Annotated in this window: 23 protein-coding genes and 1 tRNA gene; 15 read left to right on the plus strand and 9 right to left on the minus strand. The window is 67.3% G+C overall.

Annotation, left to right across the window (positions count from 1 at the left end):
* Positions 1 to 114: 114 nt before the first annotated feature.
* Genes J4G32_RS16140 through J4G32_RS16165 form a run of 6 tightly spaced genes read right to left on the minus strand, consistent with a single transcriptional unit; the run spans position 115 to position 4,217 of the window.
* Positions 115 to 792, minus strand: a complete 678-nt coding sequence (locus J4G32_RS16140) for a carbonic anhydrase (RefSeq protein ID WP_210496471.1) — start codon at positions 790 to 792, stop codon at positions 115 to 117.
* A complete protein-coding gene (locus J4G32_RS16145; protein WP_210496473.1) occupies positions 789 to 1,727 on the minus strand; it encodes a threonine/serine dehydratase in 939 nt (312 codons plus the stop codon). Before J4G32_RS16145 ends, J4G32_RS16140 begins: the two co-directional genes overlap by 4 nt.
* A gap of 51 nt (positions 1,728 to 1,778) precedes the next feature.
* Entirely contained in the window at positions 1,779 to 1,991 is a 213-nt protein-coding gene (locus J4G32_RS16150) for a Trm112 family protein (protein ID WP_210496476.1), read from the minus strand.
* Positions 1,992 to 2,017: 26 nt separating this feature from the next.
* Positions 2,018 to 2,689 carry an LON peptidase substrate-binding domain-containing protein gene (locus J4G32_RS16155; RefSeq protein WP_210496479.1) on the minus strand — a complete coding sequence of 224 codons (672 nt, stop codon included), beginning with the start codon at positions 2,687 to 2,689 and terminating at the stop codon, positions 2,018 to 2,020.
* 36 nt (positions 2,690 to 2,725) lie between these two features.
* Positions 2,726 to 3,631, minus strand: coding sequence for a thioredoxin (trxA, locus tag J4G32_RS16160; protein ID WP_210496482.1), 906 nt, complete (start codon positions 3,629 to 3,631; stop codon positions 2,726 to 2,728).
* A 37-nt stretch (positions 3,632 to 3,668) separates the two neighbouring features.
* On the minus strand, positions 3,669 to 4,217 hold the full coding sequence (locus J4G32_RS16165; protein WP_210496485.1) for a prolyl-tRNA synthetase associated domain-containing protein: 549 nt from the start codon (positions 4,215 to 4,217) through the stop codon (positions 3,669 to 3,671).
* A gap of 269 nt (positions 4,218 to 4,486) precedes the next feature.
* Here J4G32_RS16165 and J4G32_RS16170 point away from each other — a divergent pair.
* The 5 genes from J4G32_RS16170 to J4G32_RS16190 all read left to right on the plus strand — a co-directional run bounded on the left by J4G32_RS16170 (position 4,487) and on the right by J4G32_RS16190 (position 9,136).
* Positions 4,487 to 4,561, plus strand: a tRNA-Gly gene (locus tag J4G32_RS16170).
* Between the two features lie 244 nt (positions 4,562 to 4,805).
* Complete coding sequence (locus J4G32_RS16175) at positions 4,806 to 5,873, plus strand: type III polyketide synthase (RefSeq protein WP_210496487.1); 1,068 nt, start codon at positions 4,806 to 4,808, stop codon at positions 5,871 to 5,873.
* Positions 5,870 to 6,367: an isoprenylcysteine carboxyl methyltransferase family protein gene (locus J4G32_RS16180; protein WP_210496490.1), complete on the plus strand. Its 498-nt coding sequence runs from the start codon at positions 5,870 to 5,872 to the stop codon at positions 6,365 to 6,367. Before J4G32_RS16175 ends, J4G32_RS16180 begins: the two co-directional genes overlap by 4 nt.
* A 70-nt stretch (positions 6,368 to 6,437) precedes the next feature.
* A complete protein-coding gene (locus tag J4G32_RS16185) occupies positions 6,438 to 7,271 on the plus strand; it encodes a DUF72 domain-containing protein (protein WP_246505121.1) in 834 nt (277 codons plus the stop codon).
* Between the two features lie 68 nt (positions 7,272 to 7,339).
* Positions 7,340 to 9,136, plus strand: a complete 1,797-nt coding sequence (locus J4G32_RS16190) for an ABC transporter ATP-binding protein (RefSeq protein ID WP_210496492.1) — start codon at positions 7,340 to 7,342, stop codon at positions 9,134 to 9,136.
* Here J4G32_RS16190 and J4G32_RS16195 read toward each other — a convergent pair.
* A complete protein-coding gene (locus tag J4G32_RS16195) occupies positions 9,120 to 9,842 on the minus strand; it encodes a fused DSP-PTPase phosphatase/NAD kinase-like protein (RefSeq protein ID WP_210496494.1) in 723 nt (240 codons plus the stop codon). The genes J4G32_RS16190 and J4G32_RS16195 overlap by 17 nt on opposite strands.
* 262 nt (positions 9,843 to 10,104) lie before the next feature.
* Between J4G32_RS16195 and J4G32_RS16200 the strand changes: the two genes are divergently transcribed.
* From J4G32_RS16200 to J4G32_RS16230, 7 genes are all read left to right on the plus strand, one after another.
* Complete coding sequence (locus tag J4G32_RS16200; protein ID WP_210496496.1) at positions 10,105 to 10,386, plus strand: acyl carrier protein; 282 nt, start codon at positions 10,105 to 10,107, stop codon at positions 10,384 to 10,386.
* A 143-nt stretch (positions 10,387 to 10,529) separates the two neighbouring features.
* Positions 10,530 to 10,994, plus strand: coding sequence for a 3-hydroxyacyl-ACP dehydratase FabZ family protein (locus J4G32_RS16205; RefSeq protein ID WP_210496498.1), 465 nt, complete (start codon positions 10,530 to 10,532; stop codon positions 10,992 to 10,994).
* On the plus strand, positions 10,994 to 12,118 hold the full coding sequence (locus J4G32_RS16210; protein ID WP_210496501.1) for a beta-ketoacyl-ACP synthase: 1,125 nt from the start codon (positions 10,994 to 10,996) through the stop codon (positions 12,116 to 12,118). Before J4G32_RS16205 ends, J4G32_RS16210 begins: the two co-directional genes overlap by 1 nt.
* An 11-nt stretch (positions 12,119 to 12,129) precedes the next feature.
* Positions 12,130 to 13,404 (plus strand): beta-ketoacyl-ACP synthase, encoded by a 1,275-nt coding sequence (locus tag J4G32_RS16215; RefSeq protein WP_210496503.1) that lies wholly within the window; start codon positions 12,130 to 12,132, stop codon positions 13,402 to 13,404.
* A 52-nt stretch (positions 13,405 to 13,456) separates the two neighbouring features.
* Positions 13,457 to 14,203, plus strand: coding sequence for an SDR family oxidoreductase (locus J4G32_RS16220; protein WP_210496504.1), 747 nt, complete (start codon positions 13,457 to 13,459; stop codon positions 14,201 to 14,203).
* Between the two features lie 33 nt (positions 14,204 to 14,236).
* On the plus strand, positions 14,237 to 15,043 hold the full coding sequence (locus J4G32_RS16225) for an MBL fold metallo-hydrolase (RefSeq protein ID WP_210496505.1): 807 nt from the start codon (positions 14,237 to 14,239) through the stop codon (positions 15,041 to 15,043).
* A 187-nt stretch (positions 15,044 to 15,230) separates the two neighbouring features.
* Positions 15,231 to 16,253, plus strand: coding sequence for a zinc-binding dehydrogenase (locus tag J4G32_RS16230; protein ID WP_210496506.1), 1,023 nt, complete (start codon positions 15,231 to 15,233; stop codon positions 16,251 to 16,253).
* Positions 16,254 to 16,262: 9 nt separating this feature from the next.
* Here the strand turns inward: J4G32_RS16230 and J4G32_RS16235 are convergent, their stop codons facing one another.
* A complete protein-coding gene (locus J4G32_RS16235; RefSeq protein ID WP_210496507.1) occupies positions 16,263 to 17,384 on the minus strand; it encodes a glycosyltransferase family 4 protein in 1,122 nt (373 codons plus the stop codon).
* 90 nt (positions 17,385 to 17,474) lie between these two features.
* Between J4G32_RS16235 and J4G32_RS16240 the strand changes: the two genes are divergently transcribed.
* The 3 genes from J4G32_RS16240 (at position 17,475) to J4G32_RS16250 (ending at position 20,468) form a co-directional block, all read left to right on the plus strand.
* The gene (locus J4G32_RS16240; protein WP_210496508.1) at positions 17,475 to 18,644 is read left to right on the plus strand and encodes a glycosyltransferase; all 1,170 of its coding nucleotides are present in this window, start codon (positions 17,475 to 17,477) and stop codon (positions 18,642 to 18,644) included.
* A gap of 88 nt (positions 18,645 to 18,732) precedes the next feature.
* Positions 18,733 to 19,686, plus strand: a complete 954-nt coding sequence (locus J4G32_RS16245; protein WP_343232667.1) for a lipid A biosynthesis lauroyl acyltransferase — start codon at positions 18,733 to 18,735, stop codon at positions 19,684 to 19,686.
* A gap of 44 nt (positions 19,687 to 19,730) precedes the next feature.
* Positions 19,731 to 20,468, plus strand: coding sequence for a DUF1223 domain-containing protein (locus tag J4G32_RS16250; protein WP_210496514.1), 738 nt, complete (start codon positions 19,731 to 19,733; stop codon positions 20,466 to 20,468).
* Between the two features lie 4 nt (positions 20,469 to 20,472).
* Here the strand turns inward: J4G32_RS16250 and J4G32_RS16255 are convergent, their stop codons facing one another.
* Complete coding sequence (locus J4G32_RS16255) at positions 20,473 to 21,081, minus strand: TPM domain-containing protein (protein ID WP_210496515.1); 609 nt, start codon at positions 21,079 to 21,081, stop codon at positions 20,473 to 20,475.
* Positions 21,082 to 21,083 lie beyond the last annotated feature (2 nt).

Here is a 21,083-nt window from a genome sequence, read left to right on the forward strand (position 1 = left end):
TTCTGCGGCCTCATTTGTGGCAATTTTTGCCTTGGCGGCTCACAAAAACCGCCTCGTCTGCAGCAACGCAAACAACGTCGGCATTCTGACAAGAAAACGACGCCGAAAATCCCGTCAGTCGCAGCGGAAACCCGGTGCCGGTATATCCGGCGCCGCCGGTGCGAACGCACCTGTTACGGGATCGCGCACGAGCAACACGCCGGTGGCGACGCCGAAATAGGCGCCGTGCAACGCGAGCTTGCCGCGCTCCACGAGAATGCGCACGCAGGGAAACGTCATGAGGTTCTGCAGGCTGTTGTCGATAGCCGCCAGTTCGAGCCTTGTCTGATAGGCCGGCATGTCGTCCGTCGGCGGGCCGATCCGCTCGGCGGCAGGCGCCACGAGGTTCATCCAGCGCCCGATGAAATCGCCCGACGACAGAGGCGCGGCGTTCTCCGCGAAGGCCCGGATGCCGCCGCAGCGCGCATGCCCCAGCACCACGATATGTTTCACACGCAAGGCCTGGACGGCGAATTCCAGCGCGGCGCTGGTCCCGTGATAATCGCCGTTGGTCTCGTAGGGCGGCACGAGGTTGGCGACGTTACGCACGACAAAGATCTCGCCCGGGCTCGCATCGAAGATGACCTCCGGCGAAACCCGGCTGTCACAGCAGCCGATGACCATGATCTCGGGCGACTGGCCCTTCTCGGCCAAGGATTCGAAGCGGCGTTTCTCGTTCGGAAAGCGATCCGCCAGGAAGGCGCTGTAGCCTTCCGACAGGCGCTTGGGAAAGGACGACGGCACTTCGTTCATGATGCGACCTCGCTGAGTTTGGACAATTCCACATTCGCGCCACAGAGCAGCACGCCGATCCGCTCGCCCGGTTCTGGCCGGTAGGCCCCCGACAGGAGAGCCGCCAGGGCTGCAGCGCCCCCCGGCTCGCTGGCCATGCGATAGTCGCGCCAGAGGGTCCGCTGGGCCTGCAGGATGGCGGCGTCCGGCACCAGCGCCACGTGGTCGACGGTGTCGCAGCAGATGGAATAGACCAGATCGCCCACGTTGCGGGCGCCGAGCGAATCCGCCGCGACGGAATCGATCTCCACGTCGACGGGCTCCCCCGCCGCCAGAGCGGCATGGAGCGCGCAGGACCCTTCCGGCTCCACGCCCACGACCTTGACCTGTCCGCCCCACCAGCTCGCGATGCCGCTGATCAGGCCGCCGCCGCCTGCGGCAACCAGCACCGTGTCGAGGGCCGGTGCGTCCGCCTCCCATTCGAGCGCGACAGTGCCTTGGCCCGCAATCGTCGTTCCGGCGTCGAAGGGGTGAATGCGCAGGGCGCCGCTCTCGGCCACATGGCGATCGCAGGCGGCCTGCGCGTCCGCATAGCGGGCCCCCCCGATGACGATTTCGGCCCCATAGTGCCTGATGACCGCGACCTTGGCGGGGCTGGAGATCTCAGGCACGAAAATGCGCGCCTTCACCCCGAGCTGGCTTGCCGCGTAGGCGACGGCCGCCCCGTGGTTGCCACCGGAGGCCGCGGCCACGCCCGCTTTGGGCACAGGTTGAGACAGGAGCGTGTTGAAGGCGCCCCGGGCCTTGAACGAGCCGGCATGCTGGAGAAATTCGCATTTGAGGCTCACCGGGCCCGCATGGCCGAAAGCCTGCGGCAGGGTCCAGACCGGGGTGCGCCGGATATGCGGAGCGATGCGGGCATGGGCGAGTTCGATATCGGCGCGGGTGATGAGCATGGGGCTACCTGTAGCGCTCCCGCACGCGCCGGCCAACCCTCGCCCTCCGCCTCAATCCGTCAGCGGGCGGGCCTCTTCGGGCAGCATGATGGGGATGCCGTCGCGGATCGGATAGGCGAGTTTCGCGCCCCGGCTGATCAGCTCCTGGCGGGCCGCGTCGTAGTCGAGGGATTCCTTGGTCAGCGGGCAGACCAGCATCTCGAGCAGCTTGGGATCGATCCGGGTCGCGGCGACCGGCTCAAGGTGGGATGTGGGTTCGGTCATGGCAGGGCTCCGGGCTTTATGGCCGCCTATTGCAGGGTGTTGTCGGAGCCGCCGCCGCCCCGCGCCAGCTCGATTTCGGTGAGCGCGATCAGGACTTCGGCACGGATCCTGAGATCTTCGGCCTCCAGCAGCGCCTGCTTCTCGCGCACCCCGAACGGGCTCATCATGCACAAGGCATTCACCAACGCCTCATTGGGCGCATCCTCGATTCCCTGCCAGTCGACGCGAACGTCGGCGGCCTGCACGAAGTCCCGCAGCGCCTTCACCACGCCCGCCCGGTCGACCTCGTCTTCCCCGGCGCGGGCCGTGAAGTCGCTGACATAATCGGCAAAGCTGACACGACACTGGCGGTAAGGCGTCGTGGTGCTGAGCTCCTCCTCGACCCGGAAGCGCGCCACCCCCACCAAGGTGATGAGGTAGCGGCCATCACCGGTCTCGGCGAACTGCGTAATGCGCCCGGCGCAGCCGACCCGAAACAGCCGGGGCACCGTCGTGCTGCCGCCACTCTCCAGGTCCGGCTGCACCATCCCGATCATCCGGTCGCCCTTGAGGGCATCGTCGACCATCGCGAGATAGCGCGGCTCGAAGATGTTCAGAGGCATCTGGCCGCGCGGCAGGAGCAAAGCGCCTGGAAGCGGAAAGACCGGGATCACCGAGGGGCAATCCTCTGGCCCCCGGTAAGCCGTGTTCATCCCCATTCCGATCTCCATTCGCCGCACGTGGGCTCAAACGCTTTATGAAAACAGCACCGACGAGAGCTTTCGCCGCCCGGCAAGCGTCATGTCGTCCATCGGCCCCCACGCCTCGAAGAACTGCACAAGCTGCTTGCGCGCGCCGTCCTCGTTCCAACTGCGGTCGCGCCGCACGATGTCAAGGAGGTGGTCGACAGCTTCTTGGCGACGGCCACGCCCATTGAGACCGACGGCGAGATCGAATCGGGCCTGATGGTCGAGGGGATCGGCCGCGACCCGGCCCTCTAATTCCGCAAGGTCACCAACGGAGCCCGCCTGCTCGGCAAGCTCCAAAGCCGCCCGGGCGCCGGCCACCGCCGGATCCTGCGCCTTTGCGGCCGGCACCATGGCGAGAAAGCGCGCCGCGCCCTCAAAATCGCCGAGCGCGGTGTGCAGTTTGGACAGGGCAGCGAGTGCGCCCACATGCTCCGGATCCTGCGTGAGCAGGGCCGCGTAAAGTTCGGCCGCCCCGGCCGCATCGCCGTCTTCCGCAAGCGCATCGGCCTCTGCCATGAGTGCATCGGCCGCACTTGGGCCGAGCGGGCCGACGAGGCGCTCGATAAAGCCCTTGATCTGGCTTTCCGGAAGCGCTCCCATGAAGCCGTCCACCGGCTGGCCCTTCTGGAACGCGAGGACCGCCGGAATGGACTGGACGCCGAGCTGGCCTGCGATCTGCGGATGCTCGTCGATGTTCATCTTCACGAGGCGCACTTTGCCGCCGGCCTCGCGCACGGCCTTCTCGAGGACAGGGGTTAACTGCTTGCAGGGCCCGCACCACGGCGCCCAGAAATCCACCAGCACGGGCCGGTCCATGGACGCAGTGATGACGTCCTGTCGGAAATCCTTGGTGGTCGTCTCTTTGATGAGGTCGCTGTCGGCGGGTCCGGGAACGGGGATGTCGTTGAGCATGGGGGCCTCGAACGGGGCATTGCGGGAACGGTGGGTGTCAGATGGGTGCGCGGTGGTCGTCAGACAATTCCGCGGGTCCCGATTCCGGCGCGGGCAACCGCAGGATCAGGGGGTCGTGCCCCGCATCGCGCAGGAACAGCAGCAGGTCCTCGCGGGACAGGCCGGTCGTCATGGTGTTGACGAGCGGGTGGAAATTCAGCCGCGCGTGATCCATCAGGGCCGCGTCGAGAATCATCGTCACCCGCCCGGCCTTGTCGTTGGCGATGGCGAACGGCGTCACCGAGCCCGGCTCGACGCCCAGATGGGCGCGCAGTTGCTCGGCCGAGCCGAAGGAGAGCCGGCCTGACGCGCCGATCGCCGTGTGCAGGCGTTTGAGGTCGATGGCAGTCTCGTCCTTGGCGGTCACGAGATAAAGCCGGCCCTTCTTGTCCTTCACGAACAGGTTCTTGGAATGAGCGCCCGGGATCGTGGCCTTCACGGGTCGCGATTCGGCCACCGTGAACACGGCCGGGTGCGAGACCGTCTCGGACACGATGCCGAGGGCGTCGAGATGGGCGAGGAGGTCCTGGGGTGAGAGATGTGACACGATTGAAGGGGCCCTGCTGGCGTGACGGCCGTCTTCGGCCTGGCCGGTTCTAGAGGTCTGTCGCGCCGGGCTCAAGCGGCACGGTCAAGGTTGGGCGCGGCGACGGTCCTGCCCACCTTGTGTTTCGCCCGGGTCGGCCTTCATCCTCGGGTCGGACACGGGCCTGCCGATTTCGGCGGAATCGTCAGATCGGGTGCGGAAATCCGCTTGCAATGTGAATCGATTTGGGGCACATGAGCGGCCTCGCAACGGCGCTAGCGCCGCGGAGCGCGGGTGTAGCTCAGGGGTAGAGCACAACCTTGCCAAGGTTGGGGTCGAGGGTTCGAATCCCTTCGCCCGCTCCAATTTTCCCTCGGTCTTCGAGGGCATTCTTCCTCTCTGTAGAGGAAGACACAATGAACCGCCTTCGGGCGGTTTTTTGTTGTCTGGTCTCATGCCATGGGCCTGCGCCGGCACCCGGGATCGCCCCTTTGCGGAAGCGTCGGTGAGCCCTCGTCGTTGCCACTGAACCGTCGGGCGCAAGCCGCGTTGACTTCCCTGCCTCCCGGGCGCGTTCATGGATGCTCGGGGTGCCTGAAGGGCTTTACCTTGACCCGATCCGCGCGTCTTCTCTCCATCGCCACCGCCGTGCCCCCCCATCTTCTCCGCCAGGAGGACGCGGCGGCCTTGGCCCACGACATCTTTTCGGCCCGCTATGGCGACTTCCAGCGGCTGTCGCGGGTCTTTACGACCAGCGGCATCAAGACGCGGCATGCGGTGCGGCCGCTGGAATGGTATGCCACTGCTCTGGGCTGGCCGGAGCGCACGGCGGTCTATCTCGAGGGCGCCGAGGCGCTGTTCATCGAAGCCGCCAACAAGGCGCTGGCCCGCGCCGATCTCATGCCGCAGCAGGTGGACACGATCGTGACCGTGTCGTCGACCGGCATTGCGACGCCCAGCATCGACGCGCGGGTGATGGGGCGGATGGGGTTCCGTCAGGACGTGTCGCGGGTGCCGGTCTTCGGGCTGGGCTGTGCCGGCGGGGTTACGGGCCTGTCCATCGCCGCCCGGCTTGCCGAGGCGCGCCCGGGCACGATCGTGCTGCTGGTGGTGATCGAATTGTGCACGCTCGCCTTCCGGATGGATACGCTGAGCAAGGCCAATGTAGTGGCGTCCGCCCTCTTCGGCGATGGGGCAGCGGCCTGCTGCCTTACCGCCGGGCCAGGTCGCACCCAGGCTGTGGGTCTGGCACAGGTGACGGCCGCGGGCGAGCATACCTGGCCCGATACCCTCGACATCATGGGCTGGAACGTCGATCCGCTGGGCTTCGGGGTCGTGTTCGCGCAGGCCATTCCGCCCTTCGCGCGGGAGCATGTGGGGCCTGCGGTCGCGGCCATCCTCGGCCGGTCCGGCCTCACCATCGGGGAGATCGACCGGTTCGTCTGCCATCCGGGCGGCAGCAAGGTCATCACCGCGCTGGAAAGCGCGCTCGACCTCGCGCCGGGCACGCTCGACCACGAGCGCGCGGTGCTGGAAACCCACGGCAACATGTCGGCCCCCACGGTGCTGTTCGTGCTGGAGCGCGTCATCGCCGACGGTTTGCCTTCCCGTGCGGTCGTCAACGCCATGGGGCCGGGCTTCTCGACGAGCCTCGTGGTGCTGGAAAGCCCCTCGTGACGCTGGCGCTGGCCGTCCTGACATTCGTCACCCTGCAGCGGGCGGCCGAGCTTGTGATCGCGCGGCGCAACACACACGCGCTTCTTGCAAACGGCGCCCGGGAGGTCTCCCCCGGGCACTATCCGCTCATCATTCTCGTCCACACCGCCTGGCTTGCAGGCCTCTGGGTCCTGGCCTGGGACCGTCCCGTCGCCGGCGGCTGGCTCGCCCTGTTCATTCTGCTGCAGGCCGGCCGCCTCTGGGTTCTCGCCACACTGGGCCGCCGCTGGACCACCCGGATCATCGTGCAACCGGGAGAAACCCTTGTTCGCAGCGGCCCCTACCGGTTTGTCTCCCACCCCAACTACGTCGTGGTGGCGGGCGAGATCGCCGTTCTGCCGCTGGCCTTCGGCTTGCCGTGGTTCGCCCTCGTGTTCTCTCTCCTCAACGCGGCGGTGCTGCTGGTGCGCATCCGCGCCGAGCAGGCGGGGCTTTCGGCCGATCGGGCGTTTTGACAGCAACAAACGGGCTGCGAGAATGTGCGTCATCGGCTCCGGTGCGGACCCGTCACCATGAGGATCGCCCATGCCTGCAACCCCCATGCCTGCAAACTCCTCCCGCATCCGTGTCGGCATCGGCGGCTGGACGTTCGAGCCCTGGCGGGGGACCTTCTATCCGGAGGGCCTGACCCAGAAGCGCGAACTGGACTATGCGAGCCGGCACCTCACCTCCATCGAGATCAACGGCACCTATTACGGCAGCCAGAAGCCCGAGAGCTTTGCCCATTGGCGCGACGAGACGCCGGACGATTTCGTGTTTGCGGTGAAAGGCCCACGCTTTGCCACCAACCGCCGGATGCTGGCCGAGAGCGGCTCGTCCATCGAGCGTTTTCTCACCGGGGGCGTGCTGGAGCTGCGCGACAAGCTGGGACCGATCAACTGGCAGTTCCTGCCCACCAAAGCGTTCGACCCGGCCGATTTCGAGGCCTTTCTGAAGCTGCTGCCGCAGCGTGTCGAGGGACGGGACCTGCGCCATGTGGTGGAGGTCCGGCATGCGAGTTTCCGGGTGCCCGCCTTCATCGACCTGCTGCGCCAATACGGAGTGGCGACGGTCCTGACCGACAAGCCCGACTTCCCCGAAATTCCGGACGTGACCGCGCCGTTCGTCTATGCCCGCCTGCAGCGCGCCTCGGAGACGCTCAAGACCGGCTACGGGCCGAAGGATCTGGATCTCTGGGCGGACCGGGCGAGGGCCTGGGCGGCCGGGGGTGTGCCAGGCGATCTCGCGCCGGTGGGAGGCCCCCAGCCCAAGCCGCCGAAATCCCGCGACGTGTTCGTCTACATGATCAACGGCTTCAAGCCGAAGGCGCCGGCCGCCGCCATGGCGCTGATCGCGCGGCTTTCCAAGAAGGGCGCCTGAGCCGGGCCGCAGGTTTGCCGCAAGGCCCCGGTCGTGATACCGGGGCGACGGATTTTGGAAAGCGGCCGATGGCGCGAAAAGGCCTCCTTGCGCGAGGCGATACCCTTCCGCTGATCCGGCGCCTCTGGGGCGACTGGATGAAGCCGCATGCGCGGACCCTGGCGCTCGTGATGCTGCTGGTGCTCCTGGTGGCGGGGGCGACCGGGCTTTATCCGGTGCTCATCAAGGCGGCGTTCGACGCGTTTACGGCCAAGGACCAGACCGCCATCCTGCTGGCGCCGCTCTTCGTCATCGCCGTGACATGCGTCAAGGGCTTCTCGCTTCTGGCCCTGACGGTGTTGACCAACCGGGTGGTGACGCGCATCGAGGCCGACATGCAGACGGCGCTCTATGGCCACATGATCGAGGCCGATCTGGCGCAGATCGGGCGCGAGAGCCCGGCCGCCCTGACGCAGCGCTTCACCACCGATTTCCTCTTCATCAAGGAAGCGCTGACCCGGCTGTCGACCGTGTTCATGCGCGAGGTCGCGACCATCCTGGCGCTGATCGCCGCGATGATCTGGATCGACCCCATCCTGACGCTGGTCGCCGGCATCACGGTGCCGTTCATCGCCCAGCCGATCGGCAAGATCGGCAAGAAGCTGCGCCGGGTGGCGATCTCGACCCAGGAGCAGACCGGCCAGATGGCGAGCCTCATCACCGAGAGCCTCGCCGGGACGCGCATCGCCAAGACCTACGGGCTGGAAGGCTATCTCAAGGCGAAGGCCGCCCACACCTTCGACGAGGTCCGCAAGCTCAAGATGAAGGCCGCCAATGCGCGTGGACGGCTCGATCCGCTGCTGGAAGCCGGCGGCGGCTTCGCGGTGGCGGCGGTTCTCGTGCTGATCGGCCAGCGCATCGTATCGGGCGGGTCGACCGTGGGCGATTTTACCGGCTTCGTCAGCGCGCTCATTCTGGCCGCCCAGCCGATCCGGGCGCTGGGCAACCTCAACGCCATCGTGCAGGAGGCGGCCTCCGCGCTGCAACGCACGTTCGCGGTGATGGACGACACCCCGCGCATCCGCGACAAGGCGGACGCGACGCCGCTTGCGGTCACGGGCGGCGAGGTCCGGTTCAAGGACGTGGAATTCTCCTACAACGCCGATCAGGTCGCGCTCCACCATGTGGATTTCGTCGCCGAGGCGGGACGCACCACGGCGCTGGTCGGCCGATCCGGCTCCGGCAAATCGACCCTCCTGTCCCTCGTGCCGCGGCTCTACGACGTGACCGGGGGCGGCGTTCTCATCGATGGCCGGGATGTGCGCGACGTCACGTTGGCGTCCCTGCGATCCGCCATCGCGATGGTCAGCCAGGACGTCATCCTGTTCGACGATACCGTGCGGGCCAACATCGCGTTCGGCCGGGCCGATGCGAGCGACGCGGCGATCGAGGAAGCCGGCAAGGCCGCGGCCGCGCACGATTTCATCATGCGGCTGCCGCAGGGCTACGACACCGTGGTGGGTCCGGCCGGCGGCCGCCTGTCAGGGGGCGAGCGCCAGCGCGTGTCGCTCGCACGGGCTTTTCTGAAGGATGCGCCGATCCTGCTCCTCGACGAAGCGACGAGCGCGCTGGATTCCGAATCCGAGCGGCTCGTCCAGCAGGCCATCCGGCGGTTGATGAAGGGGCGCACCACGCTGGTGATCGCCCATCGCCTGTCGACCGTGCGCGACGCGGACCGCATCGTCGTGATGGAGGCCGGTCGGGTGGTCGAAATGGGCTCGCACGAGGCGCTGATCGGGGCGGCCGGCGCCTATGCGCGCCTGCACCGGATGCAGCTGTCGCACGATGCCGAGCCGGAGCCGTCGGCGTCTACTCCCGCCGCATGAGCCGGTCGACGAGCATATGCGACCAGAAACCCGGACGGAAATCCCGCTCGAGCGCCGCCGGATCGTAGATCGTCTCGACCCAGGTCAGGAACGGGATGCCCTTCGCCTCGCCCTCGCGGCGGTAAAGCTCGAAGAACGCGTCGAGAATGCCGGTCTTCGAGAAGCGGAAATGGCCGAACCGCATGGAGAGCTGGCCAAGCGCCGCATCGACGCTGCTGTTTTCGTGCACGATCAGGTACAGCACCGCCACGAAGCCGGCCCGGTCGGCCCCCGATTTGCAATGCATGATGGCCGGATAGGCAAGATCGTCGAAGAACGTCTTGGCGGACAGGATGGTGTCCCGGTCCGGCGCGCCGCGCGAGCGCACGATGAATTCCCGCAGGTCGATGCCGAGGCGGTCGCAGATGTCCTTCTGGAGCTGCCAGGAGCCATGCTCGCGCCCGCCGCGCAGGTTGACGATGGTGCGGATCCCCTGCGCCTTCAGGCGGGCAATCTGGTGCGGGGCCGGCTGGGCCGAGCGCCACAGCTTCTCCGAGACCCGGTGCTTGTTGAGGTAGAGCACCCGGAACACGCCGTGATCGGCCAGCAGCATATGCAGCCAGGCCCGCGCACGGTCGACTCCGCCTGAAAGCGGCTTGTCCCAGCGGGCAATCCGCGCCATGCGCCGCGCATAGCGCGTTTCAGGCTTGAGGTAGCGGTTGATCACAGGGGTCCATCGGTGCGTGTGGGCCGGAAAGCTCCCTTGCGGGCACAGAGGCGGGTTATCGGCCATGGGCCGGGATTAATCAATGCGAGCCCCCGGTGCCGCAACGGCGTCTTCGGTGATCCTATCGGTTGCCGCCCTGCGGCCGGTCGTGTAAGGGGTGCGTTTCGATACAACCCTCCTTGCCGTACGAGCCGCTGGGGACCGGGCCGCCCGCCCGACAGCACCGCATCGTCAAGGCCAACGCATTCAGGAGAGCGACGTCATGTCGTCTACCTTCGAGACCGTCGCCGGCATCATTTCCGAGACCGCCGATATCCCGCGCGATCAGATCACGCCGGAGAGCCATGCCATCGACGATCTCGGCATCGATTCGCTGGCCTTCCTCGATATCGCGTTCGCCATCGATAAGGCGTTCGGCATCAAGCTGCCCCTCGAGCAGTGGACGCAGGAGGTCAACGAGGGCAAGGCGCCGGCCGAGGAATATTTCGTGCTCAAGAACCTCGTGGCGCATATCGACGCGCTCGTGGCCGCCAAGAAGGCCTGAGCGGGCAGCGATCATCAAGTCCCGGAAGGGCCGGCCCTCTTTGAGGGCCCGCCCGGGGAGGCGATCGGGCCCGACAGGGCACCGGTCAGATCCTCTCCCAGGCCGATCCCTCCGGGAATGGCAGGAGAAGGGTTCGATCCGGGATGCGCCTCGAATATTTTGAAATGATCGACCGGGTGACGCTCCTCGACCGCGAGGCCAAGCGCATCGAGGTCACGTCCACGGTTCCCATGGAAAGCCCGGTTTTTGAGGGCCACTTTCCAGGTCACCCGCTGGTGCCGGGCGTGCTGCTGACCGAGACCATGGCCCAGGCGTCGGGCTATCTGGTGCTCGGCCTGACCGATTTCGCCCACATGCCGTTCCTCATGATGATCGACAAGGCGCGCTTTCGCACCTTCGTGGCGCCCGGCACGGTGATGACCGTCACGGCGCATCTCGAACACGAGGGCTCGGGCTACGCGGTCACCAAGGCCCGCATCCTGGTCGAGGGCAAGGCGATCTGCGATGCCGACCTGCGGTTCCGCATCATGCCGTTCCCGCCCGGCATGGACGAATTGATGCGCGCCCAGGCGCGCCATATCGGATTGCTATCCTCGGAGGCCGCCTGATGCACGACGTCGTCATTACGGGGATCGGAATCGTGTCGGCGTCCGGCGAAGGCGTGGAGGCGCATCTCGAGGCCCTGACCCGCGCCTCGCCGCCCCTGGATCGCGAGACCTTCGCGCCCTTTTCGGTCCATCCGGTGACGGCCGTCGATTTCGAGAAGCAGATCGCCAAGAAATCCGACCTGCGCCAGATGGAGCCGTGGCAGAAGCTCGGCTGCTATGCGGCCGGACTGGCGCTCGATTCGGCAGGCGTGAAGGACGATGCGGAGCTCAAGAGCCGCATGCACCTGATCGTTTCGGCGGGTGGCGGCGAACGCGACTACGCGGTCGACGGCCAGATCCTCAGCGGCATCCGCCATGCGGACAATCCGGGCGTCTATCTCAACGAACATCTGATGGCCGACCTGCGGCCGACCCTGTTCCTGGCGCAGCTCTCCAACCTGCTCGCCGGCAACATCTCCATCGTGCATGGCGTCACGGGCGCGTCGCGCACCTTCATGGGCGAGGAATCGAGCGGCATCGATGCGATCCGCATCGCCCAGTCCCGCATCGCGTCGGGTCAGAACGACATCTTCCTCATCGGCGGCGCCTATAATGCCGAGCGCCCGGACGTGCTTCTGATCTACGAAATGGGCGGCTTCCTCTGGCAGGACGCGCATCGCCCGGTCTGGAACCGGCCGGCCGATGGCGGCGGGCTGATTCTCGGCAGCGGCGCTGCTTTCCTGGTGCTGGAATCGCGCGAGCATGCACAGGCCCGCGGCGCGACGGCGCTTGCCACCGTCGCGGGCGTCAGCTCCGACCGCACAAGGCGGGAGCCGGGCAGCGTCACGCGCAGTCTGGTCCGCCAGGCCGAAGCGCTCGAGGCCAAGCCCGACGTGGTGATCTCCGGTGCGACCGGCATCAAGGGCATCACCGAGGACGAGCAGGCGGCGCTCGCAGCGCTGGCGCCCAATGCGGCCATCCATGCAACCGGCGATACCACCGGCCACATGATGGAAGGGCAGGCGCCCGCAGGCCTTGCCATCGCGGCGGCGCTGATCGCCAGGGGACAATCGAACGAGGCGCTCGTCACCTCCGTCGGCCATTGGCGCGGCGAGGGCTGCGTGCGCGTAACGAAGGCATCGTGAGGATCAACGGCATGGCGCTTCGGGACAAGCAGGGCCGACCCCTCGTGGCCGTCACCGGCATGGGCGTGGTGACGTCCATCGGGCTCGGCAAGGACGAGACCTGGAACGCCGTGACGTCCGGCCGGTCCGGCATCAAGCGGATCTCGCGGTTTCCCATCGAGGGCCTGCGCACCACCATCGCGGGCACCATCGACACCCTCGATGTGGCGCCCATGAGCGCGCCGCTGCTCTCCGAGCGGCTGGCGATGCTGGCGGCAGAGGAGGCGGTCGGTCAATCGGGTCTTCCGGCGACGGATTTTCCCGGCGCCTTGTTCATCGCCGTGCCGCCGGTCGAAATGGAATGGCCGCAGCGCGAGGCGCTGGCGGAGGCCTCGGGGCAGGACGGCGACGTGACCTACCGGGACCTTCTGAAAGCCGCCTCCACCGGCAAGTTCAAGGCCTGGCACGATCTCTTCATCTTCGGCACGGTGGCGGACCGGGTGGCGGATCGGTTCGGCACGAAGGGCTCGCCGATCTCGCTGTCGACCGCCTGCTCGTCGGGCGCGACGGCGATCCAGCTCGGCGTCGAGGCGATCCAGCGCGGCGAGACGCAGACGGCGCTCTGCATCGGCACGGACGGATCGGTCAATCCGGAATCGCTCGTGCGCTTTTCCCTCCTGTCGGCCCTGTCGACCCAGAACGAGAATCCCGAGACGGCCTCCAAGCCATTCTCGAAAAACCGCGACGGCTTCGTGATGGGCGAGGGCGGGGCGGCTCTCGTGCTCGAGAACGCGGATGCGGCCATGGCGCGGGGCGCCAAGATCCTCGGCTATGTCCTCGGCTGCGGCGAGAAAGGCGACGGCTTCCACCGCACCCGCTCAAGCCCCGATGGCGCGCCGGGAATCGCGGCGATCCGGGCGGCCCTTGACGATTCCGGCCTGCAGCCGGACGATATCGACTACGTGAACGCCCATGGCACCTCGACGCCCGAGAACGACAAGATGGAGGCCATGAGCTGCATGGCGGTGTTCGGCGAGCGCATGCGCGAGGTGCCGATCTCGTCCAACAAGTCCATGATCGGCCATACGCTCACGGCGGCGGGCGCGGTCGAGGCGGTTCTGTCGCTGCTCACCATCGCCACCGGCCGTATCCCGCCGACCATCAACCACACGGTTCCCGATCCGGCGATCCCGCTCGACGTGGTGCCCAATGTGGCGCGGGATGCGGATGTCCGCTACGTGCTGTCCAATTCGTTCGGATTCGGCGGGCAGAACACCTGCCTGATCTTCGGTGCGGAGCCGAAATGACCGTCGGATCACCCGGCGAACGCCGCTTCCTCCTCCAGAGTGAGAACAGGCCATGACGCGCATTCTCGTCACCGGCGGCGGCAAGGGGGTCGGCGCTGCGATCGTCCGGGCGCTCGTCGCGCACGGTCACGATGTGGACTTCACCTACCGATCGTCCGGCGACTCGGCTGCCGCATTGGCGGCCGATCTCATGAAAAACCACCCCGACCGCGCGGTCACGGCCCATGCGGTCGATCTCGCCGACAAGGGCGCACTGGAAGCCTTTTGCGACAGCATCGAGACTGAGCCGTTCTTCGGTCTCATTCACAATGCCGGCCAGTCCTACGATGCGCTGGCCGCCATGATGCAGCAGGACAAGGCCGAGGCCGTCATGCAGGTCAATTTCTGGTCCCTGACGCGCATCGCCAAATCGCTGATGCGCGGCATGATCCGCGCGCGGGCGGGCCGGATCGTCGCCATCGGCTCGGTGGCGGCCTTGCAGGGCAATCCCGGCAATGCGGCCTATGCGGCCTCGAAGGGCGCGCTATTGTCCTATTGCCGGACGCTCGCCATCGAGACCGCCAAGCGGGGGCTCACCGTCAACGTGATCGCGCCGGGCTTCATCGACACCGACATGATGGCTCCCTATGCGGCCTATCGCGACAGCATGGAAAAGCAGATCCCGGCCGGGCGCTTTGCCCATCCGGACGAGATTGCAGGCCTCGCGGCCTTCCTCATGAGCCCGCCTGCCGCCTACATGACCGGCACGGTGCTGCCGATGGATGGTGGCCTCACGGCCATGATGGGTGTGCACCGCTAGGCCGATCGACGTCGAAACCGAGGGAGCTGTGTCGTGACCCGTTTCATCTGCGTTCAATGCGGCACGCAATTCGCCGAGACCGAGACGCCGCCGCTCTCCTGCCCGATCTGCGAGGACGAGCGGCAATATGTGCGCTGGTCGGGACAGGACTGGACGAGCCTGTCGGCCCTGCAATCGGCCCATCGGGTCCATTTTACCGAGGAGGACGGCGTCACGGGCATCGGCATGGCGCCATCCTTCGCCATCGGCCAGCGGGCCCTGATGGTGCAGACGGATTCGGGCGTGATCCTGTGGGATTGCATCGCGCTGATCGACGATGCGGCAAAGGCCCGGATCGCTCAGGCCGGCGGCCTGCGGGCGATCGCGATCTCGCATCCGCATTACTACACCGCGATGGTGTCCTGGAGCGAAGCGTTCGGGGGCGTACCGATCCATCTCCATGCCGACGACCGGCCATGGGTGATGCATCCGGACGAGTCGATCCATTTCTGGTCGGGCGAGACGCAATCCATCGCCCCCGGGATCACCCTGATCCGCACCGGCGGTCATTTCGAAGGCAGCACCGTGCTGCACGACGCGCACGGGGCGGAGGGACGCGGCGTCCTCTATGCGGGCGACAATCTGCAAGTCTGCCAGGACCGCCGCTATGTCAGTTTCATGCGCAGCTATCCCAACTACATCCCGCTCAACGCCACCGCCGTGTCGGCCATTGCGGACGCGCTTGCGCATTATCCGTTCGAGCGCATCTACGGCGCCTTCGCGCATCGCAATGTCAGCCAGAACGGCAAGGCCGCCATGGCCCGCTCGGTGGCGCGGTATCTCGCGGCGATCCGGGCGTAGGGCCGTGACCGGCGGGGCAGCCCTGCGGGACCGTGACGCTTGTCATTCTCCCGCGCGGGCTTTAATCCCGCCGCACAGTTTATGTGTCCGTCATGGCCGGCTCAATCCGGCCACCCGCGTTGTCGGGCCGTGACAGACGGGGCTCCCGAGGCTTTTCGGGAATGACCCCAGGATGGGATCGAACCTCATGCGCGCTCTTCAGCTTTTCGGCGACCGCGACCTGCGTCTTTCCGAGATGGACGCCCCGCCGCCGCCCGCCGCCGGCGAGGTGCGGGTGCGGGTGCGGGCGCTGGCGCTCAATTATCTCGACGTCTGGGGTTTTCGCGGCATGGCCTTCGCCAAGCGGAAGATGCCGCAGGCGGTGGGCGTCGAGGCCTCGGGCGAGATCGCGGCCGTGGGCGAGGGCGTGGCGCGGTTTTCGGTGGGCGATCCGGTCACCATGTACGGGGCCGAGACCTGCGGTCATTGCAAGGCCTGCCGCGAGGGACGCGACAACCTCTGCGAGAACGTCGCCGGAATCATGGGCTTCCACATCGACGGTTTCGCCCGCGAATACATCAACCGGCCCGAGCGCCTGGTGATTCCGGTGCCGAAGGGCGTGTCCTTCGAGCAGGCGGCCTGCGCGCCCATCGGCTTCGGCACCGTGCAGCACATGCTGTTCGACAATGCGAAGCTGGAGCCAGGCGAATCGATCCTCGTCCATGCGGGCGGGTCGGGCATCGGCACGGCCGCCATCAAGATGGCCAAGGCCATCGGCTGCACCGTCTACACCACCGTCGGCGACGACGAGAAGGGCGCCAAGGCCAAGGCCCTCGGGGCTGATTTCGTGGTCAATTACCGCACCGAGCGGTTCGAGGGCGAGGTCCGCCGGCTGACCAAGCGCAAGGGCGTCGACGTGGTGTTCGAGCATGTGGGCGCCGAGACCTGGAACGGCTCGCTGCTCTGCCTCAAGCGCGGCGGGCGGCTGGTCACCTGCGGGTCCACGTCCGGCGTCTCCACCACCATGAACCTGATGCAGCTCTTCCAGCAGCAATACCGGATCTTCGGGTCGTTCGGCTGCCGCATCGAGAACATCGCCCAGTCCCTCGACAAGATGGCGGGCGGCATGAGCCCGGTCATCGATTCGGTGTTCGCGCTGTCCGATTTCGAGAAGGGCCTCGAGCGACTGGAAACCCGCAAGGCCTTCGGCAAGGTGGTCGTCACGTTCTAGCCGCCGGTCTCAGGCCCGCAGCACCGTCTCGATCACCTGCGCGGTCTCCTGCGCGCGGGCGTCCCACGAATGGGAGGCCGCGATGAGCCGGGCGCCGGAGGCACCCATCTGCCGCGCGGCTTGCGGATCGGCCGCGAGCGTTGCGACCGCGCGGGCGAGCGCTGGCGCATCGCCTGACGGAATCACCACGCCGCACGCGCCCTCCCGCACGAGATCGGCCATGCCGGGAAAGTCGCTGACGATCACGGGCGTGCCGCAGGCCAGCATCTCGAAGAGCTTGAGGGGCGTCAGCCCCTGGGCGGCGATGCCGGACGGATCGAGGCTCGGCACGAGGGCTGCGAGCGCCCCGCGAATCAGTCCCGGCAGCTCCGCCTGCGGCACCCGGTCGAGGATGGTGACGCGCGCCGGCGCCTCATTGAGGAGCGGTTTGAGGCTGGCATCGACCACCGGTCCCGCGAGCACCAGCTCGACATCCGTTGGCCATGATTCATCGCGCGCGGCGCGCAGCATGATCTCGACCCCGTGCCAGCGCGTCATGCCGCCGAAAAACACCACATAGGGCTGCGTGCGTCCCGATGATGGACCGTCGGGCCTGAACAGGTCCGTATTGGCGCCGTTGCCCACATGGAAGGCCTGCGTGTGGCCGGCCTGGTCGCGCCCCCAGGCGACGAGTTGCGGCGTCACGGCGATGAGGCCCGAGGCCATGCGGTATTGCGCCTTCTGCATCCATGACAGAATGCCTTTCAGGCGTGCAAAGCGCGGATGGGTGACGAAAGCCTCGGCATAGAGGCCGTTGATCTCGTGAAGGGTCGGCTTTCCCGCCAGCCGCGCCGCGAGCGCGATCGGGAACGCGGCGAAATGCGAGCGGACATACACGAGATCGGCCCGCCGCATCCGCCACAAGGAACCGGCGATGATGTCCGCATAGCGTTTCAGCTGGCCGACGAGACCCGAGCGCGCCGTCCCCTGTTCGGCCTGCAGGTCGATGACGTAGCCGCGCCGCTCGAGACCGCGACAGATCTCCAGCACGTGCGTGGCCGCCGCACTTCCGGGAATGATGCGTTCGCAGCAGACATAGAGGATGCGGGGCGATGACAGGGGATTGTGACCTTTGCGGAGAGGGCGCGGCATGGGGCGTTCTAGCGATGGCATCGCGCGGGGTCGAGGACTTCCTTGCCGTGCTGGACAATGTATCCCTTGCAGTCTATCGCGTTGCGTCTGATGCGTGTCGCGATCGTCGATCTCCACCTTCTGGCCAGTGATTCCCGTGTCCTGCGCACCGCCGAGACCCTGCGGCGGGCGGGCCATGAGGTTTTGCTCGTGGGTTACGGACCGGCTCCGGCCGGCGCCGCCTACGACGTCACCCTGCTGCCGGATCTGCCGTCCCCCTTTGCCATCCGGGCCGGCATCCTCCTGCGCCAGGCGCCGGCCAATCTGCTGCCGGGAAGCGCGCACGCGCTTTACTGGCTTCATCAAGGCCGCCGCCGCGCCCGCGACATCCTGCGGGCCTTCCGGCCGGACGCGGTTCATGCCAACGACTGGAACACGCTGCCCATCGCACTGGACGCCAAGGCGCAATGCGGCGCGCGGGTCGTCTACGACACCCACGAAATGGCCATCGCCGAATACGAGCACAGCCTCAAATGGCGTCTGGCCGCACTGGCCCACGTGAAGGCGATCGAGGGCAAGGGCATCCGGCAGGCCGATGCGGTGATCGCGGTCAGCCCCGGCATTGCCGAGGCCCTGGTCGAGGCCTATCCGGGTCTTCCCCGGCCGCTCCTCCTGCGCAACGTCCCGGATGCCGCCCCGATGGCGTTCCGGCCGGTGGGCGAGACCGTCGAGGTGCTGTTTCACGGGTTGCTGCGCGACAATCGGGGCCTCGAGGCGATCCTCGATTCGGTGCCCCTGTGGCGCGACGACTTTCGCCTCACCCTGCGCGGCTCGGCCGCCATCGGCTACCTCGACAGCCTGAAGGCCCGCACCGAGGCCCTCGGCATCGGCGGGCGGGTGCGGTTCGAGCCGGCGGTGCCGCCCCGCGATGTGGTGCTGGCGGCGGCCCGGTCGGATGTGGGGCTGTGCCTCCTGCCTGATTCGAGCCGTCACAATCGCTTCGCGCTGCCCAACAAGCTGTTCGAATATCTGGCCGCGGGCCTGGCCGTCATCACTTCGCCCCTGCCCGACATGGCCGAGATCGTGCGCCGCTACGCATGCGGTCAGTTCGCGCCGGTCGATCCGAGCGCCATCGCTGGCGTCATCAACGGCCTCGACCGCACCCGCATCGAGGCGATGAAACGCCAGTCCCTGAAGGCCGCGCGCGATCTCAGCTGGGAGACCGAGAGCGAAGTGCTGGTCTCTCTCTATGACGGCCTGTCGCGGCAGACCCGCACTTGACGAAACCCTCCTCTGTGGGGGAACACCGCTACCAGTGCCGGCGACGCGCCGCGCTTCCGCATCATCGCCAGAACGCCAGGACGGATTCGTGGTTCACCAGCACAAACGACGCGGCCTTGTCTCGCGACTGACCGAGCAGGTCATGGTCGCCATCGTGCGCAGCGTCTTCGCCTTCGCGCGCGCGCTTGGTCCCGAGCGATCAGGCGGCCTGGGCGCCGCCATCGCAAGGCGGATCGGCCCGCTTCTGCCCGCCCATCGGACGGCGATCGCCAATCTGAAGGCCGTCTATCCGGATAAGCCCGAGCCCGAGATCAAAGCCATTGCCCGGGGAGCCTGGGACAATCTCGGTCGCGTCGGCGGCGAGTACCCGCATCTTGGAACCCTGTTCGATTTCGACCCGGACGGGGTCGTGCCGGGGCGGACCGAGGTGGACGGCATCGAGCATTTCCTGTCGCTTCGCGACGACGGCAAGCCCGGCATCATCTTCTCGGCCCATCTCGGCAACTGGGAGCTTCCGGCGATCTGCGCCGCCCGTTTCGGGCTCGACGCCACGGCGGTGTTCCGCGCGCCCAACGATCCTGCCATCGCCCGTGTGCTCCACGAGATCCGCTCCGGCACGATGGGAGGGCTGGAGGCAGCCCGCCAGGGCGCGGCCTTCGCCATGCAGGGTGCGCTGGAACGGGGCGGCCATCTCGGCATGCTGATCGATCAGCATTTTACCCGCGGGGTCATCGTCGATTTCATGGGTCGGCCGGCTTTGGTCAATCCGATCCTGGGGAAATTCGCCAGGCGATTCGATTGTCCGGTCCACGGCGTGCGGGTGATCCGCCTGCCCAACCACCGCTTCCGCCTGCAACTCACTCCGGCCCTCGATCTGCCCCGCGACCCGGACGGCCAAGTCAACGTGCAGGGGGCCATGCAGGCGATGACGAGTGTCGTCGAGAGCTGGGTCCGCGAGAACCCGTCGCAATGGCTCTGGATGCACCGGCGCTGGCGGGTGCCGAGGGCGACGCCGAGCGCTGGCGGGATGCCCTCAAGCTAACGTGAGTTCCCCTCCGGGGTGATTTCGTGTTCCATGCCGCCATCATGGTCTCACGTCTAACCCTGTCCGCGGTCGCCATCGGCCTCGTCTGTCTCATTCGGCCCGCCTCGGCGGAGCCTCCCCGGGCCGTCGTGGAGCTGTTTACCAGCCAGGGCTGCTCGTCCTGTCCGCCCGCCGACGCGGTGCTGGCGGATCTCGCCCGCCAGCCGGACATCATCGCCCTCTCGTTCTCGGTGGATTACTGGGACTATCTCGGCTGGAAGGACACGCTGGCGCATGCGGCCTTCACGGCCCGGCAGAAGGCCTACGCCCAGTCGCGCAGCGACCGGCAGGTTTACACGCCACAGATGATCGTCAACGGCACCAAGCCGTGCATCGGCTCCGACCGGGCGCGGGTCGAGGCCTCCATCAAGGCGACGAGCACCGGCGGCGGGCCGCTGCCGGTCGACATGGAGATCTCCGAGGCGAACGGGACGTTGACCATTTCGGTCAAGGATACCCCTCAGACGATCACCCGGGTGGCGGAACTCTGGGTGCTGCCGGTGTCGCGCTCCCAGACGGTGCAGATCGGCCGGGGCGAAAATCGCGGCCGCACGGTTTCCTATGCCAATGTGGTGCGGGGCATGACACGGGTGGGCGAATGGCGGGGCGGCGCGTCGCGCTACCAGGTGTCTCTCGACGCTGCCCGCGGCAAGGGCGACGGTTACGTGGTGCTGCTCCAGACGGTCGATGAAGCAACTCCCGGCGCGATCCTCGGGGCAGCCAAGAGCAAGGGCCTCTGACGCCCTAGAGAATGATGACCTTGTTGGGCAGTTCGTCCGTGTCGTCGAACCGGGCGGGCGCGTGGATGGCCAGAATCGCCCCCACGTCCCGCACCGCCGTCATCAGGCCCGCGGCTGGATCGCCCGCCTTGATGGTGTCGACGAGGCTCGCGACGATGCCGCTCCAGGCCTCCTGTCCGACCCGCTCGGCAATGCCCGTATCGACAAGAATTTCCGCATAGCGCTCGGCGCGCGCCACATAGATCAGGACGCCCGAGCGATGGCGGGTTCGCGTCAGGCCGTGGTCGACGAATTCATGCGCGGCCGCCTCATGGGCGCGTGCGCGCATCACCGCAGCGGGCACCAGTTTTCCGCGCAAGAACGGGGCGGAGAGCAGCAGGGTCAGGGCCAGGGCGCCAAAGCCCTGGATGAGCACGATGGTGGCGGTGCCCAGTTGCGTCAGCCAGATCAGGGGCCAGGGCAGGACGAGGGCTGCAAGGAGCGCCCACAGGATCGGAAAGAGATGGTAGGTGTCCGCCCGGCTCGCCACCACGAGGACGATCTCGCCGTCGGTCTCGGCTTCGACCTCGCGAATGGCGAGCGCGATCCTGTCCTGCTCTTCGGCCGAGATCATGC

Source organism: Microvirga antarctica (assembly GCF_017921815.1).
GTDB classification, from domain to species: Bacteria; Pseudomonadota; Alphaproteobacteria; order Rhizobiales; family Beijerinckiaceae; genus Microvirga; species Microvirga antarctica.

Bases quoted from the DNA above. Each gene is read 5' to 3' on its own strand.
- J4G32_RS16255 (WP_210496515.1), bottom strand. From the start codon at position 21,081: ATGATCTCGGCCGAAGAGCAGGACAGGATCGCGCTCGCCATTCGCGAG.
- J4G32_RS16140 (WP_210496471.1), bottom strand. From the start codon at position 792: ATGAACGAAGTGCCGTCGTCCTTTCCCAAGCGCCTGTCGGAAGGCTAC.
- J4G32_RS16215 (WP_210496503.1), top strand. From the start codon at position 12,130: ATGGCGCTTCGGGACAAGCAGGGCCGACCCCTCGTGGCCGTCACCGGC.
- J4G32_RS16150 (WP_210496476.1), bottom strand. From the start codon at position 1,991: ATGACCGAACCCACATCCCACCTTGAGCCGGTCGCCGCGACCCGGATC.
- J4G32_RS16205 (WP_210496498.1), top strand. From the start codon at position 10,530: ATGCGCCTCGAATATTTTGAAATGATCGACCGGGTGACGCTCCTCGAC.
- trxA (WP_210496482.1), bottom strand. From the start codon at position 3,631: ATGCTCAACGACATCCCCGTTCCCGGACCCGCCGACAGCGACCTCATC.
- J4G32_RS16200 (WP_210496496.1), top strand. From the start codon at position 10,105: ATGTCGTCTACCTTCGAGACCGTCGCCGGCATCATTTCCGAGACCGCC.
- J4G32_RS16240 (WP_210496508.1), top strand. From the start codon at position 17,475: ATGCGTGTCGCGATCGTCGATCTCCACCTTCTGGCCAGTGATTCCCGT.
- J4G32_RS16250 (WP_210496514.1), top strand. From the start codon at position 19,731: ATGGTCTCACGTCTAACCCTGTCCGCGGTCGCCATCGGCCTCGTCTGT.
- J4G32_RS16235 (WP_210496507.1), bottom strand. From the start codon at position 17,384: ATGCCGCGCCCTCTCCGCAAAGGTCACAATCCCCTGTCATCGCCCCGC.
- J4G32_RS16145 (WP_210496473.1), bottom strand. From the start codon at position 1,727: ATGCTCATCACCCGCGCCGATATCGAACTCGCCCATGCCCGCATCGCT.
- J4G32_RS16185 (WP_246505121.1), top strand. From the start codon at position 6,438: ATGCCTGCAACCCCCATGCCTGCAAACTCCTCCCGCATCCGTGTCGGC.
- J4G32_RS16230 (WP_210496506.1), top strand. From the start codon at position 15,231: ATGCGCGCTCTTCAGCTTTTCGGCGACCGCGACCTGCGTCTTTCCGAG.
- J4G32_RS16190 (WP_210496492.1), top strand. From the start codon at position 7,340: ATGGCGCGAAAAGGCCTCCTTGCGCGAGGCGATACCCTTCCGCTGATC.
- J4G32_RS16220 (WP_210496504.1), top strand. From the start codon at position 13,457: ATGACGCGCATTCTCGTCACCGGCGGCGGCAAGGGGGTCGGCGCTGCG.
- J4G32_RS16210 (WP_210496501.1), top strand. From the start codon at position 10,994: ATGCACGACGTCGTCATTACGGGGATCGGAATCGTGTCGGCGTCCGGC.
- J4G32_RS16155 (WP_210496479.1), bottom strand. From the start codon at position 2,689: ATGGGGATGAACACGGCTTACCGGGGGCCAGAGGATTGCCCCTCGGTG.